This window comes from Anaerotignum sp. MSJ-24, assembly GCF_018918145.1.
Lineage (GTDB): Bacteria > Bacillota > Clostridia > Lachnospirales > Anaerotignaceae > Metalachnospira.
Genome location: NZ_JAHLPX010000005.1, coordinates 12,689 through 30,506, shown reverse-complemented (window position 1 = coordinate 30,506; position 17,818 = coordinate 12,689). Strand labels below are relative to the sequence as shown.

At 37.7% G+C, this 17,818-nt stretch carries 16 protein-coding genes; 7 read left to right on the top strand and 9 right to left on the bottom strand.

Going from position 1 to position 17,818, the window contains the following annotated elements:
* Positions 1 to 53: 53 nt before the first annotated feature.
* Complete coding sequence (locus tag KQI66_RS04520) at positions 54 to 521, top strand: PaaI family thioesterase (RefSeq protein ID WP_216427494.1); 468 nt, start codon at positions 54 to 56, stop codon at positions 519 to 521.
* 31 nt (positions 522 to 552) lie between these two features.
* On the opposite strand, the gene KQI66_RS04515 is transcribed toward KQI66_RS04520, so the two are convergent.
* From KQI66_RS04515 to rpmH, 9 genes are all read right to left on the bottom strand, one after another.
* Entirely contained in the window at positions 553 to 1,374 is an 822-nt protein-coding gene (locus tag KQI66_RS04515) for a ParB/RepB/Spo0J family partition protein (RefSeq protein ID WP_216427493.1), read from the bottom strand.
* A gap of 150 nt (positions 1,375 to 1,524) precedes the next feature.
* The gene (rsmG, locus tag KQI66_RS04510; RefSeq protein WP_330655016.1) at positions 1,525 to 2,244 is read right to left on the bottom strand and encodes a 16S rRNA (guanine(527)-N(7))-methyltransferase RsmG; all 720 of its coding nucleotides are present in this window, start codon (positions 2,242 to 2,244) and stop codon (positions 1,525 to 1,527) included.
* A gap of 1 nt (position 2,245) precedes the next feature.
* Entirely contained in the window at positions 2,246 to 4,138 is a 1,893-nt protein-coding gene (gene mnmG, locus KQI66_RS04505) for a tRNA uridine-5-carboxymethylaminomethyl(34) synthesis enzyme MnmG (RefSeq protein WP_216427492.1), read from the bottom strand.
* Positions 4,139 to 4,152: 14 nt separating this feature from the next.
* Positions 4,153 to 5,547 (bottom strand): tRNA uridine-5-carboxymethylaminomethyl(34) synthesis GTPase MnmE, encoded by a 1,395-nt coding sequence (mnmE, locus tag KQI66_RS04500; RefSeq protein ID WP_216427491.1) that lies wholly within the window; start codon positions 5,545 to 5,547, stop codon positions 4,153 to 4,155.
* Between the two features lie 60 nt (positions 5,548 to 5,607).
* Positions 5,608 to 6,231: an RNA-binding cell elongation regulator Jag/EloR gene (gene jag, locus KQI66_RS04495; protein WP_216427490.1), complete on the bottom strand. Its 624-nt coding sequence runs from the start codon at positions 6,229 to 6,231 to the stop codon at positions 5,608 to 5,610.
* A gap of 2 nt (positions 6,232 to 6,233) precedes the next feature.
* Entirely contained in the window at positions 6,234 to 7,325 is a 1,092-nt protein-coding gene (locus KQI66_RS04490; protein ID WP_216427489.1) for a YidC/Oxa1 family membrane protein insertase, read from the bottom strand.
* Positions 7,326 to 7,372: 47 nt separating this feature from the next.
* The gene (gene yidD / locus KQI66_RS04485) at positions 7,373 to 7,582 is read right to left on the bottom strand and encodes a membrane protein insertion efficiency factor YidD (RefSeq protein WP_253287691.1); all 210 of its coding nucleotides are present in this window, start codon (positions 7,580 to 7,582) and stop codon (positions 7,373 to 7,375) included.
* Positions 7,583 to 7,600: 18 nt separating this feature from the next.
* On the bottom strand, positions 7,601 to 7,960 hold the full coding sequence (gene rnpA, locus KQI66_RS04480; RefSeq protein ID WP_216427488.1) for a ribonuclease P protein component: 360 nt from the start codon (positions 7,958 to 7,960) through the stop codon (positions 7,601 to 7,603).
* Positions 7,961 to 8,095: 135 nt separating this feature from the next.
* Positions 8,096 to 8,230, bottom strand: a complete 135-nt coding sequence (rpmH, locus tag KQI66_RS04475) for a 50S ribosomal protein L34 (protein WP_177936339.1) — start codon at positions 8,228 to 8,230, stop codon at positions 8,096 to 8,098.
* A 561-nt stretch (positions 8,231 to 8,791) separates the two neighbouring features.
* Here rpmH and dnaA point away from each other — a divergent pair.
* From dnaA to gyrA, 6 genes are all read left to right on the top strand, one after another.
* Positions 8,792 to 10,120: a chromosomal replication initiator protein DnaA gene (gene dnaA / locus KQI66_RS04470; protein ID WP_216427487.1), complete on the top strand. Its 1,329-nt coding sequence runs from the start codon at positions 8,792 to 8,794 to the stop codon at positions 10,118 to 10,120.
* Between the two features lie 385 nt (positions 10,121 to 10,505).
* Positions 10,506 to 11,615 carry a DNA polymerase III subunit beta gene (gene dnaN, locus KQI66_RS04465; RefSeq protein ID WP_216427486.1) on the top strand — a complete coding sequence of 370 codons (1,110 nt, stop codon included), beginning with the start codon at positions 10,506 to 10,508 and terminating at the stop codon, positions 11,613 to 11,615.
* A 15-nt stretch (positions 11,616 to 11,630) separates the two neighbouring features.
* A complete protein-coding gene (locus KQI66_RS04460) occupies positions 11,631 to 11,846 on the top strand; it encodes an RNA-binding S4 domain-containing protein (protein ID WP_216427485.1) in 216 nt (71 codons plus the stop codon).
* Between the two features lie 55 nt (positions 11,847 to 11,901).
* Entirely contained in the window at positions 11,902 to 12,987 is a 1,086-nt protein-coding gene (gene recF / locus KQI66_RS04455) for a DNA replication/repair protein RecF (RefSeq protein WP_216427484.1), read from the top strand.
* A gap of 159 nt (positions 12,988 to 13,146) precedes the next feature.
* On the top strand, positions 13,147 to 15,081 hold the full coding sequence (gene gyrB, locus KQI66_RS04450) for a DNA topoisomerase (ATP-hydrolyzing) subunit B (protein WP_216427483.1): 1,935 nt from the start codon (positions 13,147 to 13,149) through the stop codon (positions 15,079 to 15,081).
* 25 nt (positions 15,082 to 15,106) lie between these two features.
* Positions 15,107 to 17,632, top strand: a complete 2,526-nt coding sequence (gyrA, locus tag KQI66_RS04445) for a DNA gyrase subunit A (RefSeq protein WP_216427482.1) — start codon at positions 15,107 to 15,109, stop codon at positions 17,630 to 17,632.
* The last annotated feature ends 186 nt before the right edge of the window (positions 17,633 to 17,818 follow it).

Sequence of the window (17,818 nt, the reverse complement as noted above, 5' to 3'; positions counted from 1 at the left end):
TCAAAAGAAAAACAAAACTAAGGAGAAACAAGATTAAGGAGAAACAAGATTAAATGACAGAAAACGAACTAAAACAACAGGAAATGGAGCACTATTATTCCGACCTTTTATCAGTAATACTTGCCGACGGAAAAAACGGACTTGTTCCAACACTTGCTCCGAAATTTATTAACTGTAATTACGAAGAAAAATCACTTACAATCGAATTCAAGGTAAACGAATGGGAGCTTAATCCGGAAGGAATACTTTTCGGCGGACTTACGGTTTCAATGCTTGACAATGCCTACGGATTTTTATGCCATTATTTTGCCGGTGACAGATTTATTTCTACAATAAGCGAAAACACAACATTTTTAAAGCCCGGAAGACTTAACGATATTATACAGGTTAAAGTAAAAGCGGCATCCAACGGAAAAACAATAGTAAATATGAGCGGTGAAGTATTCAATTTGACAAACAATGTCCTTATGGCTACTTCTCAATCATCTTTTATGATGTTAAATAAGAAAGTGAATCTTTAATTTATCGGGCGGTTTTCACCGCCCATTTTTACTATTCTGTTTCAGGTATTCTTATTTTTATATTTATTTCTATTGCATCGGATTTTTCCGAAATATCATAATATGCCGGTATTCCGGCCTTTCTTACGGCATCAACCGACTGTTTTATTGAATTGGTGAACAGCTTAAAATCATTAAAGCTACTTTTCACCTTCTGCCCATGATGTCCGAATCTCATACAGAGCAATATTTTTTCTACATAATCATCTGCTTTTTTAACCGTCATATCCTGTTCGGCCATATCGTAAAGCACAGTACTCCGTATATCAGCATCATGTATTTTCAATGCCGACAGCACATGGCCATCCGTAAGCTTATTTTCCCTTACAAGCCTTATATCTTCTTCCGACAAATCGAGAATTTTCAGCTTTTTTCTTATTACAGATATATTTACTCCGGTTTTTTCGGAAATCTCTTCGACAGACATACCGAAATCCTCTATAAAAGAACCATAGCCTTCTGCCTCTTCGATAAAATCAAGATTTTTTCGCTGGATATTTTCAATAAACGACATTAAAGAACTTTTTTCTTCATCTGCCGACATAAGCACCGCAGGTATTGTTTTTAAGCCGACAGCCTTTGCCGCTCTCAGACGCCTCTCGCCGGAAATAAGCTCATAGCTGTTTCCATTCATAAGCCGAACCGTTATCGGCTGAAGAACTCCGTATTTTTTTATGGAATCCGCAAGCCTGTTAAGTGAATAAAAATCAAAATATTTTCTCTGCTGATACGGGCTTGGTTTAATTTTATCTATCGGCAGCTCTGATATATTTATAAATGCCGAATCATTTATATCATATTGTTTTAAAGCCATTAAAAAACCTCCTTGAAAAAGACTATATTACGGAATAATTTGACTATTTCTAATATTTTACAGTTAAATTATACCATATATTTCCAAGAAGGTTTTTATTTATACATACAATATTCTTATATATTACTACATAATATTTGCAGATAAATATTACATAATAGGTTCTTTTTTCGCTTTTCCGGCTTTTCTCGGATATTTTGACGGAGTCGGTTTAATCTTTTTTATTATTATAAGACTATGGTTAATATCCGTTTCGGGAATATTAATCAGCTTAATTTCTTTAACCTCACCACCAAGAACCTTTATCGCTTTTTCGGATTCCTTAAGCTCATCCTTTACATCCGGGCCTTTCATTGAAATAAAACAGCCTCCGACCTTAACAAAAGGCAAACAATATTCCGACAAAACAGCAAGATTTGCAACAGCTCTCGAAATACAGAGGTCAAAGCCTTCTCGCAAATTTTTATCTGCTCCTCCGTCCTCTGCTCTGGAATGAATGCAGGTCACATTTTCAAGACCAAGCTTATTTTTCAGCTCCTCAAGAAATGTAATTCTTTTATTTAGCGAATCAAGCAATGTCATCTGTGTATCGGGAAAAGCAATTTTTACCGGAACTCCGGGAAAGCCTGCTCCAGTCCCGACATCAATAATTTTCTTTCCGGCAAGCTCTGCTCCGGCAGATATTGCAAGGCAGTCAACAAAATGCTTAAGTATTATTTCTCTTTCGTCTGTTATTGCCGTAAGGTTAAACTTTTCGTTCCATTCCAAAAGCATATCCTTATAATCTATAAACTGCTTTATCTGCTTTTCGGTAAGCTCTATATTTATTTTTTTACAGCTTTCTGCTAAAAGCTCTTCTATCTGGGACACCTTATTCGCTCCTTTTTGAATGCTTCATCTGTTCAAGATATATGAGAAGTACCGTAATATCGGCAGGAGAAACACCTGTTATTCTTGATGCCTGTCCTATTGAGGCAGGACGGATTGCATTAAGCTTCTGTGTTGCTTCAATACGCAGATTTTTTATTTCATTATAATCAATGTCAGCCGGAAGAAGCTTATTCTCCATCTTTTTGAACTGATTTACCTGATTTATCTGCTGTTTTATATAGCCCTCATATTTTATTTTTATATTTACTTCTTCCTGAACGGCATAAGCAAGCTCAGGTCTTTCGTTATCTATTTCCGAAAGTTTAAAATAGTCAAGTTCGGGTCTTTTTATTAAATCAGAAAGTTTTACACCGGATTTAATTCTTGTACTGTTATATTTATCAAGCAGTTCAAGAACATTTTCCTTCGGCGTTATACGGACATTTTCAACTCGTTCTATTTCTTCTGAAATAAGTCGTTCCTTTTCAAGGAATTTATTATATCTTTCTTCCGAAATAAGTCCTATATTATAAGCCTTTTCGGTAAGTCTTTCATCTGCGTTATCCTGTCTTAAAAGAAGTCTGTATTCCGCTCTTGAGGTCATCATTCTGTAAGGCTCTTTACTTCCTCTTGTTACAAGGTCATCAATGAGCACACCTATATATGCCTCGGAACGGTCGAGAATAAGCGGTTTTTCACCCTTTACATACTGTGCGGCATTTATTCCGCCGATAAGTCCCTGTGCGGCCGCCTCTTCATAACCGGAGCTTCCGTTAAACTGGCCTGCACCGAAAAGGCCGTGTATATTCTTAAACTCAAGAGAAAGCTTAAGCTGTGTTGCGTCTATACAATCGTATTCAATGGCATAGGCAGTACGCATTATACGGCAGTTTTCAAGTCCGGGAACTGTTCTGTACATCTGAACCTGAACCTCTTCGGGAAGTGATGTGGACATACCCTGTATATACATTTCGTCTGTATTTTCGCCTTCCGGTTCAATAAATATCTGATGCTTTTCCTTATCGGCAAACTTAACAACCTTATCCTCTATGGACGGGCAGTATCTCGGGCCTGTTCCCTGTATAAGTCCGCCATACATGGCAGAACGATGTAAATTCTCTCTTATAAGATTATGTGTATTTTCGTTTGTATAGGTTAAATAGCAAAGCACCTGTTCACGTTTAATATCTTCAGGAGTATTTTCAAATGAAAACGGAACTATATTTTCATCACCGTACTGAGGAATCATTTTGGAAAAATCCATTGTTTTTCTGTCAATTCGTGCCGGAGTACCCGTTTTAAATCTATACAGAGTTATACCAAGATCAAGCAATGACTGACTGAGCTTTGTTGCCGGCATAAGTCCGTTGGGGCCGCTGTGAATTATGGTTTCGCCATAAAGACAGCGTGCTTTAAGATATGTTCCGACACACAAAACAACCGCCTTTGCATTATATATTGCATCGGAAGATGTTTTAACTCCCTTAACAACATTATCCTCAACGATAATATCGGTTACTTCGCCCTGTCTTATATACAGATTTTCGGTTTTTTCAAGCGTTCTTTTCATTTCACGCTGATAACGCCCTTTGTCTGCCTGTGCTCTTAACGAATAGACCGCAGGACCTTTACCTGTGTTAAGCATTTTTGTCTGAATATAAGTTTTATCAATATTTTTTCCCATTTCGCCGCCAAGGGCATCAACCTCTCTTACAAGATGACCCTTTGAACTGCCGCCAATGCTCGGATTGCATGGCATCATTGCTATACTGTCCAGACTTATAGCGAATATTATTGTTTTTAATCCCATTCTTGCAGACGCAAGAGCGGCCTCACAGCCGGCATGACCGCCGCCGACAACAATAACATCAGCCTCCTCCGCTATATAAGACATGAACCCAAACCTCCTTATTTACCGAGACAGAACCTTGTAAATATTCTGTCTATTATTTCATCATCAACGCTGTCGCCTGTTATTTCGCCCAATGCGGAAAGTGCCTCCTGAAGATCCATAGAAATAAAATCCTCCGGCATTCTTGTTTCTATTGTAACCAATGCCCTGTCCAAAGCCTCGATAGCTTTATAAAGCATATTTTTATGACGGACATTGCTTATAATAACATTATCATTGGTCTGAATTTCTCCGCCGAAGAATATTTCCTTAAATCTTTCGGTAAGCTCGTCAATTCCTTTATCCTCTTTAACAGACGTATATATTATATTTTCTTTTTCCGTATAATTACAAAGTGTATCAAAATCAATCTTTTTGTCAATATCCGTTTTATTAACTATAATAATTGCTTTTTTATCTTCAATAAAATCGAGTATTTCCATGTCCTCTTCATCAAGAGGTCTTGATGCGTCAAGCATCATAAATATTATATCTGCATTTTCGGCACATTTCTTTGATTTTTCGACACCGATTTTTTCCACCTTATCGCCGGTATCTCGTATTCCGGCAGTATCTATTATTTTAACCGGAATTCCGCCCAAATTCATATATTCCTCAACAGTATCTCTTGTTGTTCCGGGAATATCCGTAACAATGGCTCTTTCCTCCATAAGCATACGGTTAAGAAGTGAGCTTTTTCCGACATTAGGCTTTCCGAGTATTACGGCCTCAACGCCTTCTCTTATTATTTTTCCCGTATCTGCCGACTTAAGAAGTTCATTTATTTTTTCTTTAAGGGCAGTTATTTTTATATTCATCTGCGAATATGTTTCTTCTTCAATATCGTGCTCCGGATAATCTATTGCGGCCTCTATTGAGGCAATCATATCCAGAAGCTCATCTCTGAGTCCATGAACCTTCTCTTTTATACTTCCTTCAAGCTGCGTTAAGGCAGTTTTTCTTGAAAGCTCCGTTTTTGAATCAATAAGATCCATAACCGCCTCTGCCTGAGAAAGGTCTATTCTTCCGTTAAGAAAAGCTCTTTTTGTAAATTCGCCCGGTTCTGCCATTCTTGCTCCGTTATTCAAGGCTGTTTCAAGCACCTTATTTGTAACGAGCATACCGCCATGGCAGTTGATTTCAACCGTATCTTCGGCAGTATAGGTTCTCGGTGCAAGCATAAGCATAACAAGAACCTCATCTATTATTTCACCCGTTTTTGCGTCCTTTATATGTCCGTAAGTTATTGTATGGCTTTCTTTTTCCGAAAGCTTTTTGCCGTCGGCAGAAACAAATATTTTATCGGCGGTTTCGACTGCACCTTCTCCGCTTATACGGACAATGCCGATTCCTCCGCTGCCGACAGGTGTTGAAATTGCGGCAATCACATCATTGAGAGCAATATTTTTCATATATATCATTCCTTTGATATTTTAAAAAACCCGATAGAAAACTATCGGGTAATGTAAATCTTATTTTTCTTTTAAAGCAATTACTACATTTCTGTAAGGCTCTTCGCCTTCGCTGTATGTTGTAACATATCTGTCATTCTGGAGTGCAGAATGGATAATTCTTCTTTCATAAGGATTCATAGGCTCAAGAACTATGTTCTTTCCTGTATGCTTAACCTTTTTTGCAAGATTGAAAGCAAGTGATTCAAGAGTTTCTTTTCTTCTCTCTCTGTAATTTTCGGTATCAAGCGTTATGCTTACATAAGGTGCATTACCCTTATTAACAACAAGGTTTACAAGATACTGGAGAGAATCAAGAGTCTGTCCTCTTTTTCCGATTATGATACCCATATCGTCGCCGCTTATTGTTATTGAAAGCTGTTTATCCTTAAGCTTTGTATCAATCTTTACAATAAGACCCATTGATATAAATACTTCACGAAGGAAGTCAGATGCTATTTTTTCGGGATTGAATTTTTTCTTTACGTTTACGACAGCATTTTTTGCTCCAAAAACACCAAGAAATCCTTTTGAGCCTTCCTCGATAACTTCGATTTCGGCATCTTCACGGCTTATATTAAGCTCTTTAAGCGCTTCATTAACAGCTTCCTCAACTGTCTTGCCTGTTTTCTGAATTGCGTCCACTGTTATTTGGCTCCTTTCTTATTCTTATCGGCAATTTTTGCTTTTTTGTCGCTTTTGCTTTCTAAATCAAGCTCACCTTTTTCATCCTTTGCTCCGAGAACCTTATATACGGTCCATGTCTGGAATATTGAGAAAAGGTTGCTTAATGTCCAATAAATACCGAGAGCGACAGGAGTATTTATAGTGATTACACCCATCATGATAGGCATAACAACATTCATTGATTTTGTCATTCCCGCAGCCATATCAGCTTCATCGCCTGTGCCGGTTGCATTCTGCTGCTTGCTCATCATATACTTAGATGAAAGGAATGTTGAAAGACCTGCACATATAGGTACAAGTATTCCCGGGAAACCGAGTCCCGCTGTTGTTACAAGGTTCAAACCGAAGAAATATTCAATAGAATGCTTCTGTGCGATAAGAGATGCAAGCTCCGTTCCGCTTGTACCAAGTGTTGAAAGAGCTGTATTCCAATCTGCAGAACCCATATGCTTTACAAGATTGAATACATCACTGAAAACAGCAAGATCCATTGTCATATTCTTTGAAAGAATAATAGGCTTAAATACTTCCACTCTCTGTGCAACATCAATTCCGAGAATTGCATTCGCTATCGAAGTGTATACATTATTGATAACCTCTACATAGTTGTAGGGCTGCTGGAATATATAGAAAAGAGCATAAAGAATGGGAAGCTGGATAATCATAGGTAAACAGCCTGCAAGCATGCTTGCTCCGTTCTCTCTCTGAAATTCCTGAATTTCAAAGGCCATTCTTCTCTGAGATTCCTCGTCTGTTTTGTTTGCATACTTAGCCTTGATTTTATTAAGCTCAGGCTGAAGCTTCTGCATTTTGTATGTACCTTTGACCTGCTTATAAGAAAGAGGGAAAAGTACAAGCTTTACAAGTAAAGTAAATACGATAATTCCTAAAACAAGCGAACCTGTTTCCGTAAATGAGTAAATAAAATTAAATACCCAGTTAAAAATAATTCCCATAAGCTTTGCAATGGGACCAACAATAACTCCTGGTGATCTTTCAGCTGCAGCAAGCAGTATCGGTGAATTCATCATACCAAAAATTGAATTTAGCACTTTTAATAGTCCTCCTTAAGACTTCAAAAATAAGAATCAAACTTCGATCAAGGTACCGGGTCATAGCCGCCCTTGTTAAAAGGGTGACATCTAAGAATCCGTCTTATACCGAGATACGTTCCCTTAAAAGGACCATATTTCATTATTGCCTCATAGGCATATTGTGAACATGTTGGCGTAAATCTGCATGTAGGCGGAAAGTGTGGTGAAATACAAAGCTGGTAAAATCTTATCAGCATAAGAAATAATTTTTTCAGTATTTTTTTCAACTTAGATCAGCTCTTTTCAACCGTCGTTTTGTCTGCTAAAAGCCCATGTTTTTTGAAAAGATGTCGCAGAGCCTTGGAAACCTCGGCATATTGTGCCTCGGCGGCAGAAACTCTTGCGATAACAACAATATCATATCCTCTTAGAACTTCATTTTCCATAAGACGATAGCTTTCACGAATCAATCTGGTAACCCTGCTTCTTGTTACGCTTTTTCCGACCTTTTTACTCACCGAAATACCAAGTCTGTTGGTTTTTTTACCATTTTTTCTGACATACATAACAAGCTGTCTGTTTGCAATGGACTTTCCCTTATTATAGACATATCTGAACTGAAAATTTTTCTTTAATGATTCGGTAAATTCCATGATTGTCCCTCTTTCCGAGAATTTAGGATCTGATGTCGGATAAAGTCAAATACAGTATATACTATAAAAGGCCACTCTCAGCGGCCCTTTTATATCTGTATTATATACATTTTGCTAAAGATTGTTAATTCAAAATTATGCTGATAATACTTTTCTGCCTTTTTTTCTTCTTGCAGCTAAAACCTTTCTGCCGTTAGCTGTAGCCATTCTTTTTCTGAAGCCGTGAACTTTGCTTCTCTGTCTTTTTTTAGGCTGGAATGTCATTTTCATACGGTAAGCACCTCCTTCTTTATCGCATAAGAAATCCTTGCTTCTTAGCAAGCACTGTTACAATTATATTAAATAAACCGCTTTTCGTCAAGAAAATTCGTAATTAATTTTGTTTTAAACGGTAATATTCTTTTGTATATTTTTAAACCACAATATATAGTATCATTTTTCGGCAAAAAAACATATATTTCGGCACAATACCAAATATTATTATCCACAGAACAAAGGTTTGTTAATGTTGCGTGTTGATAAAATTTTTTCTTTTTGATATTATTAATACACATTTTGAACATCGTATTGTTTATGAAGATATTCACAATATAAATTTATCATCAGAAGTTATCAACAATTTGTTGATAACTCTGTGTATAACTTTTGTAAAACTCAAAAATTTATTAAATTATCCAACATTTTTACGCTGTTTATAGTTGTGATAAATGAAATTAACATACTGTTAATATTTAATGACCGGATGTTTTTGATTTTATTTTTATCAACAAAAATATTAACAGCCTGTTGATAACTTTTTTCACTATTCACATATTTATAGGAGGTCATTTAATGGACTTAACAGAACTATGGCAAAAATCCCTGGAAATACTCAGACAGGAAATTGCCCCGGTATCATTTGAAACTTGGATTGTTCCGATAAAGCCGATAGCTGTAAGCAATTCAACCGTAATATTAAAAATAGATGATTCGTTTATAAAAAACACAGTAGAAACAAAATATTATAATTTGATTGAAAACACAATAAAGCATCTTATGGGCAGTAATTATAAAATTGCCATTACAGAAACAGAAAATATTAATACGGAAGAAAAAGCTCAGTCTAACAAACCCGAAAAACAAAAATCCGAATTTGAAAGCAATCTTAATCCTAAGTATGTTTTCAGCACCTTTGTTGTCGGAAACAGCAACAGACTGGCTCATGCGGCAGCGCTTGCGGTAGCGGAATCTCCGGCAACGGCATATAATCCATTCTTTTTATATGGAGGAGTCGGTCTCGGAAAAACACATCTTATGCATTCGATAGCACATTACATACTCGAAAACAATCCGAATGCTAAGGTTCTTTATGTTTCATGCGAAAAATTTACAAATGAGCTTATTAACTCAATCAGAGATGACAAAAACGAAGAATTCCGCAGAAAATACAGAAATATTGACGTTCTTCTGATAGACGATATTCAGTTTATATCTCAAAAAGAGCGTACACAGGAGGAATTTTTCCATACATTCAATGCACTTTATGACGCTCATAAGCAGATAATCATATCAAGCGATCGTCCGCCGAAGGAGATAAAAACACTTGAAGAAAGACTGCGTTCAAGATTCGAATGGGGACTTATAGCGGACATAAATCCGCCGGATTATGAAACAAGAATTGCTATTCTCAAGAAAAAAGCCGAAAACGATAATATTGTTGTAAACGACGAGGTATACGAATATATCGCCAAAAATATCGTATCAAATATACGAGAGCTGGAAGGCGCACTTACAAGAGTTGTTGCATATTCCCAGCTTACACAGGAAAAAATCTCGAAAAGCCTTGCGGAAAACGCACTAAAGGATATATTCAGCGATCAGGCTGCGATTGAGGTTACGCCCGACAGAATACAGGAGGTTGTCGCTGCCTACTATAATATAAGACCGGAAGATATAACCGGATCAAAGAGAAGCAGCAATATTGCTTATCCAAGACAGATAGCAATGTACCTTACAAGACGAATGCTCGATATTTCACTGCCTAAAATAGGCGAAAGCTTTGGCGGCCGTGACCACACAACGGTAATTCACGCAATAAATAAGATAGACGACAATCTTAAAAAGGACAAAAACCTTCAGTCGGTTATATTTGAGCTTGAAAACAGAATTAAAGGTGAGTAAAAATAGTTAAAACCTTGGGGCTTTGCCCCAAACCCTACCACCCTTTAAAAAGCGTGGACGTAAATTTTATGAAAATCATTTCTTGAAATGATTTTCGGAATTATTTTAACTTTAAAAATTATAATTTCAGAGTTTATAACCATGTTAATTGCCTGTTGATATTCGTTTTTTAATTGTTGATAAATTTTAGGTTTTGGCTTAGGCTGTTAAACATGTTGATAACTTTTTCGGTTTAAAAATGTTGTCTACATAGTTGTTAATAACTTAAAAACCTTGTAAATTCAATAATTATTGCGTTTTCCACATATCAACAGCCACTATTACTATGACTACTAAGTTGTTTATTTATTTTTATATATATAAACACAGAAAGGAGTTTTCAACAATGAAACTAAATTGTCGCAGAGATGAATTGCTTAATGCAATAAACATAACTTCTAAAGCTGTTTCGGGAAAAACAACAATGCCCATTCTCGAATGCCTTTTGCTCACAGCAGATACAAATAGCTTTAAATTAACAGCAAATGATATGGAACTTGCCATTGAATCGGCAAATATTGAATCAGAAATAGAAGAAACCGGCAGTATAGCTTTAGATGCAAGATTTTTCTCGGATATTATAAGAAAAATCAACGGAGATATTGTTTATATAACAGCAGATGAAAATAATTCCGTAACAATAAAATGCGGTCGCTCCGAATTTAAAATGCCGGGACAGAACGGCGAAGATTTTCCTCCCATACCGACGGTTGAGAAAAATGTACGCTTTGTTGTCGGTCAAAACGATCTCAGAAATCTTATCAGACAGACCATTTTTTCGATTTCCATGGACGAATCAAAGCCGGTTCTTACAGGTGAGCTTATAGAAATTGATGATAACAAAATAGATTTTGTGTCTGTTGACGGTTACAGAATTTCTTATAAACAGGCTGAACTTATACTTGCTTCAGGTAGCAGAAAGGCGATAGTTCCGGGAAAATCCCTTAATGAAATAAGCAAAATTCTTTCTGCCGATGAAGAGGAAAAAGCTATAATTTATTTCACAGATAACCATATTATGGTTGATATTAACGGAAATATTGTTGTTTCACGTCTTATTCAGGGTGAATTTATAAAATATCAGCAGTCATTTACAAATGATTATAAAACTTCGGCAAAAATTAACAGAGTTGAAATGCTTGACTGCCTTGAAAGAGCTTCTTTGATATCGAGAGATTCAAGAAAAATTCCTGTTAAGATGGAAATTAACAGCAAAAATATAATAATTACCGCGAATGCCGAAACAAGTACGGCTTACGAAGAGGTATTTGCAGAGGTTGACGGAGATAAGCTTTCGATTGCTTTTAATCCCAAATATCTTATTGATGCATTGAAGGTAATCGATGATGAATATATTTATATGCTTTTGAACACTCCGCTCAGTCCTTGTGTTTTCAAATCGGCAGACGGAGAAGAGGATAACTATAAATATCTTATACTCCCGTTGAGAATATAATCGGAGGTAATGGTTGTGGATAAAGTTGCTATAAATACGGAATTTATAAAACTCGGTCAGCTCCTTAAGTTTGCATCAATAGTTGGAAACGGTTCAGATGCAAAAATGCTTATTGCCGACGGTATAGTCAAGGTAAACGGAGTTGTTGTTACAGAAAGAGGCAAAAAAATTCATCCGGGCGATGTTGTAGAGGTCGAAGGCATGGGCTCGGTTGAGGTAGAAGCTGAATAATATACATTTGCGTATATTTATACTTGAAAATTAATAATTATAAAAGAGTGGTTTTATGTATATAAAAGATTTGTCACTCCTTAATTTCAGAAATATTCAGGATACGACGATTTCTTTCGGCAAAAAAATAAATATTCTGTATGGTGATAATGCACAGGGAAAGACAAATCTTCTTGAGGCTGTGTATATATGCTCGACCGGAAGGTCGCATAAAACACATATAGAAGGACAGCTTGTAAAGTTCGGATATGATGAGGCTCATATCCGCACTTTTATTTGCGGAGAGTGTTCCAACGACCGTATTGATGTCCATGTAAAAAAGGATAACCGTAAGGGAATGGCGATAAACGGCCTTGCGGTCAAAAAAATGTCGGATTTTTTCGGAACATTGCACGTTGTAATGTTTTCTCCGGAGGATTTGCGGCTTGTTAAGGGCGGTCCTTCCGAAAGACGGCGTTTTATGGATATGGAGCTTTGTCAGCTCAGCAATATATATTGCCGTGATCTCCAAAATTATCATAAAGTGCTTAAGCAAAGAAATAATCTGTTGAAAAATGTCCAGAAGAATAAAGAGCTTGCAGATACAATATCCGTATGGGACGAACAGCTTATTGTTTATGCGGAAAAAATAATAGATAAAAGAGCTGAATTTGTCGAAAAGCTGAATGATATATCTTCGGAAATACACAACAGCATAACAAGCGGAAAGGAAAAGCTTTCCGTAAGCTATAAACCGAATGCAGAAAAAAATGCTTTTGCCGATAAGCTGCTCCATAACCGAGAGCGTGATATAATCTTCGGCTCAACATCAAACGGACCGCATAAGGACGACATGGTATTTATGATAGACGGAAATGATACGAAGTTTTTCGGCTCGCAGGGACAGCAGAGAACGGCGTCATTGTCCGCTAAATTAGCCGAAATTCAACTTATAGAGGCAGAAACCGGAACAACGCCTGTTTTATTGCTTGATGATGTTTTGAGTGAGCTGGACGAAAACAGACAGTCTTTTCTTATGGAGAACATAGGAGGACTTCAAACATTTATCACCTGTACCGGAGTTGAGGACACTGTTGGTAAATATATTAAAGAAAGCACTGTCTTTAATGTTAAAAACGGAGAATTTACAAAGATTAATTAATAAAAATTTATAGAATAAGTATTATGCTTTTTATTTATTTTCAATAAAGATTTTTAGAATTTAAATGCCTGTTTTCTTGTTAAAACAGGCATTTTGTGGTATAATTAATACATTGGTTTATGTATTGCGTAAATAGTAGTTTTGAGGAGAGAAGAAATAATGTCTGCAGAATATAATGAAAATTCAATTCAAGTACTGGAAGGTCTGGAAGCGGTAAGAAAAAGGCCGGGTATGTATATTGGTTCAACTTCATCGAAAGGACTTCATCATCTGGTTTATGAAATCGTTGATAATGCGGTTGATGAGGCACTTGGCGGATTCTGCAGTGAAATAGATGTTACTATTCACCCCGACAATACGATTTCGGTAAAGGACAACGGACGAGGAATTCCGGTAGGAATTCATCCGCAGAAGGGAATACCGACTGTTCAGGTCGTGTTCACTATTCTTCATGCCGGAGGAAAATTCGGCGGAAGCGGATATAAGGTTTCCGGCGGTCTTCACGGCGTAGGTGCGTCAGTTGTAAACGCACTGAGCGAATGGCTTGATGTAAGAGTTTTTTCCGAAGGAAAGATATATGAGCAGAAATATAAAAGAGGCGACGTTATACAGCCTCTTACGGTAATCGGCGATACCGATGAGCATGGTACTTATGTTCATTTCAAGCCGGACGGTGAAATATTTGAAACTCTTATTTTTTCATGCAGCACCCTTGTAAATCATCTTCGTGAAACTGCTTTTCTTACAAAAGGTCTTAAAATAAATTTAAAGGACCTCAGAGAGGATAAGGACAGAGATCCTGATGATGTCAAGAAAGATGTCGGCAAGAATTTCTCGTTCCATTATGAGGGCGGAATAAAGGAGTTTGTTCAGTACATCAACAGAACAAGAACTCCGCTTTATCCGGAAATATTCTATGCCGAAGGCAGCAAGGACGGAGTGCTTGTTGAGGTTGCACTTCAGCATAACGATGAATATAACGAAACAATATTTTCGTTTGTAAATAATATAAACACAATCGACGGCGGTACTCATCTTGCCGGCTTTAAATCCGGTCTTACAAAAACCGTAAACGATTACGGAAGAAAGTTCGGACTTATAAAGGACGGAGAAAAGGGTCTTACCGGTGACGATATACGAGAAGGAATTACAGCCGTAATAAACATAAAGATAAGTGAACCGCAGTTTGAAGGACAGACAAAAACAAAGCTCGGAAACAGTGAGGCGAAATCCGCTGTTGAAGCTGTACTTTCCGAAAAGCTTGAATATTTCCTTGAGGAAAATCCTTCTGTTGGAAAAACAATATTCGAGAAAGCACTTATTGCCTCAAGAGCAAGAGAAGCGGCAAGAAAGGCAAGAGAGCTTGTAAGAAGAAAAACAGGACTTGAAAACACAAAGCTTCCCGGAAAGCTTACTGACTGCACAAGTAAGGATCCTACGGAATGCGAAATTTATATAGTTGAGGGTAATTCAGCCGGCGGTTCCGCAATAAAGGCGAGAAATCCCAAAACACAGGCGGTTCTTCCGTTAAGAGGTAAAATACTTAACGTTGAGAAGGCACGACTTGACAGAATATTAAACAGTGAAGAAATCAAAAACATGATAACCGCTTTTGGCACAGGTATTTCCGAGGACTTTGATATATCAAAGCTCAGATACCATAAAATTGTCATTATGACAGATGCCGATGTCGATGGAGCACATATCAGAACGCTGCTTTTGACATTCTTCTACCGCTATATGCCGGAGCTTATAAAAGAAGGCAAGGTTTATATAGCACAGCCTCCTCTTTACAGAGTGGAGAAGAACAAACAGCACTATTATGTTTATGACGATGTAGAGCTTGAAAAGCTCTATGATGAAATAGGAAGAACAGGCATAAAGGATATACAGAGATACAAAGGTCTGGGAGAAATGGACTTTGACCAGCTCAGAGATACAACAATGGCGGTAGAGCACAGAATACTTAAGGTTGTTAAGCTTGAGGACGCTGTACTTGCTGATGAAATATTCAGTATGCTTATGGGCGACAGCGTTGAACCGAGAAGAGTGTTCATTGCCGAAAACGCACAGTATGCTGAAATGGATTTCTAATGGTTCGGAAAGGGAATAGAAAAAGATGAGTGAAGGATTTAATGAGATAGATAAAGTCATTTCCGTTGATATTAACGACGAAATGAAAAAATGTTATATAGATTATGCCATGAGCGTAATTGTTGCCAGAGCTCTGCCTGATGTTCGTGACGGACTTAAGCCTGTTCAAAGACGTATTCTTTATGCGATGAATGAGATGAACCTCGATCCCAATAAGGGCTATCGTAAGTCTGCCCGTATTGTCGGCGATACAATGGGTAAATATCACCCTCATGGTGACAGCTCGATTTATTCGGCAATGGTTCGTATGGCACAAAATTTCTCAATGAGATATATGCTTGTTGACGGACACGGAAACTTTGGTTCAATCGACGGCTACGGCGCAGCCGCAAGCCGATATACAGAAGCAAGAATGTCCAAAATAGCAGTGGAAATGCTTGCCGATATTGAAAAGAATACGGTTGATTTTGAACCAAACTATGACGGCAATGAAAAGGAGCCTGTTGTTCTTCCGTCGAGAATACCCAATATTCTTTTGAACGGTACAACCGGTATTGCCGTTGGTATGGCAACAAATATACCTCCTCATAATCTCGGTGAGGTTATGGACGGTATTGTCTGCATGATAGACAACAAAAAAGCCGGAAAAGAAACAGATGTCGAGGAGCTTATGGAATACATCAAAGGTCCCGACTTTCCTACCGGTGCAACAATTCTCGGAAAAAGCGGCATAAGAGCAATGTACAGAACAGGACGAGGCAAGCTTATAGTCCGTTCTCTTACGGAAATTGAGCCTATGCACGGCGGAAGAGAAAGAATAGTTGTTACGGAAATTCCGTATATGGTGAATAAGCTCCGTCTTATAGAAAAGATTGCAGAGCTTGTTAAGGATAAAAAAATCGAAGGAATAAGCGATCTTTATGACGCTTCCTCCGGTGATGACATAAAAATAATTATTGAGCTTAAAAAAGACGTTAATGCCAATGTTATTTTAAACCAGCTTTATAAATTTACATCTCTCCAGGAAAGCTACGGCGCAATTATGATTGCACTTGTGGACGGAAAGCCAAAAACACTTAACCTCAAGGAAATACTTGAGGAATATTTAAAGCATCAGGAAGAGGTTGTAACAAGAAGAACAAAATTTGACCTTGATAAAGCGGAAAAGAGAGCCCATATACTCGAAGGCTTAAGAATTGCCATTGATAATATCGACGAGGTAATCCAGATTATCAGAACAAGCTATGACAACGCAAAAGAAAGATTGATGGAAAGATTCGGTCTTTCAGATGTTCAGGCTCAGGCTATTCTTGATATGCAGCTTAAAAGACTTCAGGGACTCGAACATGAAAAGATTGATGAGGAATACAGACAGCTTATGGCACTCATTAAATCACTCAAGGAAATACTTGCCGATGAAAATAAGCTTTTTGATGTAATAAAGAGCGAAATCATCGAAATCAAAAATAAATTCAATGATGAAAGAAGAACCCAGATTATACAGAATCCCGGTGAAATTGATATAGAGGATCTTATTGAGGAAGAGGCAAGCGTTATTGCAATGACAAGCCTTAACTATATCAAGAGAACACCTCTTGCAACCTACAAGAGCCAGAACAGAGGCGGAAGAGGAATAATCGGAATGCAGACAAGGGAAGAGGACGCAGTAACAAGATTGTTTGTATGCTCAACCCATGATTATCTGTTGTTCTTTACAAGCTTTGGCCGAGTATATAAGATTAAAGGATATGAGGTTCCGGAGGCAGGAAGAACAGCAAGAGGTCTTGCAATAGTCAACCTTCTCAACATATCACAGGGTGAGAAGATAACCGCTGTTGTTCCCGTCAGGGAATTTAACGACGACAGATACCTCGTTATGATAACAAAGAGCGGCGTAATAAAGAAAACAAGCATGGAAAGCTTCTCAAATATAAGAAAAGCAGGCCTTACGGCAGTAAATCTCCGTGAAGGCGATGAGCTTATTTCGGCATTCGTTACCGACGGAAAGGACGATATTATCGTTGCAACAAGAAACGGTATGGGAATATGTTTCAATGAAGAAGAGGTCCGTCCTATGGGAAGAACGGCAACAGGTGTAAGAGCAATTCTTCTCAGTGATGATGATTACGTTGTTTCTGCCGACATTGTTAGAGAAGGAGATAAGCTTCTCAACGTAACCGAAAAAGGTTATGGAAAACGTACCGACGAGGCTAACTTCTCTGTTCAGCACAGAGGCGGTAAGGGTGTAAAAATACATCAGATTACCGATAAGACAGGAAAGCTTTCGGGAGTAATAAAGGTCGGAGATAACGAGGAGCTTATGATTGTTACATCTGAAGGTGTAATAATAAGACTCAGAGGAAAAGAAATTTCAACCTTCGGAAGAATTTCACAGGGCGTTAAGCTGATTAATCTCGGTGCAGGAATAACTGTTGCCGGTGTTGCAAAAATATCGGAGGACGATATTATGGAGCAGGAAGAGGCCGAAACGGAAAATGTGATAGGTGAATTTTCTATTCCCGAAGAAAATACGGACGAAACCGAAGAATAAAATACAAGCCCCGTTATAGGGCGTGTACGCCCTAAGTCGAAAACAGGTTTTCGACTTGGTTAAATTAATGTATGAACGACTATTCCATCGGCTTTTGAAAAAAACATCAAAAGCCTTGAAACACGTCGTTCTCCTCGACGGAAGTGAATTCCGTCTGCGGATTCCACTCGGAAAACTCTTTGTTTT

Bases quoted from the DNA above. Each gene is read 5' to 3' on its own strand.
- dnaA (WP_216427487.1), top strand. From the start codon at position 8,792: ATGGACTTAACAGAACTATGGCAAAAATCCCTGGAAATACTCAGACAG.
- gyrA (WP_216427482.1), top strand. From the start codon at position 15,107: ATGAGTGAAGGATTTAATGAGATAGATAAAGTCATTTCCGTTGATATT.
- gyrB (WP_216427483.1), top strand. From the start codon at position 13,147: ATGTCTGCAGAATATAATGAAAATTCAATTCAAGTACTGGAAGGTCTG.
- mnmE (WP_216427491.1), bottom strand. From the start codon at position 5,547: ATGAAAAATATTGCTCTCAATGATGTGATTGCCGCAATTTCAACACCT.
- rnpA (WP_216427488.1), bottom strand. From the start codon at position 7,960: ATGGAATTTACCGAATCATTAAAGAAAAATTTTCAGTTCAGATATGTC.
- KQI66_RS04520 (WP_216427494.1), top strand. From the start codon at position 54: ATGACAGAAAACGAACTAAAACAACAGGAAATGGAGCACTATTATTCC.
- mnmG (WP_216427492.1), bottom strand. From the start codon at position 4,138: ATGTCTTATATAGCGGAGGAGGCTGATGTTATTGTTGTCGGCGGCGGT.
- recF (WP_216427484.1), top strand. From the start codon at position 11,902: ATGTATATAAAAGATTTGTCACTCCTTAATTTCAGAAATATTCAGGAT.
- dnaN (WP_216427486.1), top strand. From the start codon at position 10,506: ATGAAACTAAATTGTCGCAGAGATGAATTGCTTAATGCAATAAACATA.
- rpmH (WP_177936339.1), bottom strand. From the start codon at position 8,230: ATGAAAATGACATTCCAGCCTAAAAAAAGACAGAGAAGCAAAGTTCAC.
- KQI66_RS04515 (WP_216427493.1), bottom strand. From the start codon at position 1,374: ATGGCTTTAAAACAATATGATATAAATGATTCGGCATTTATAAATATA.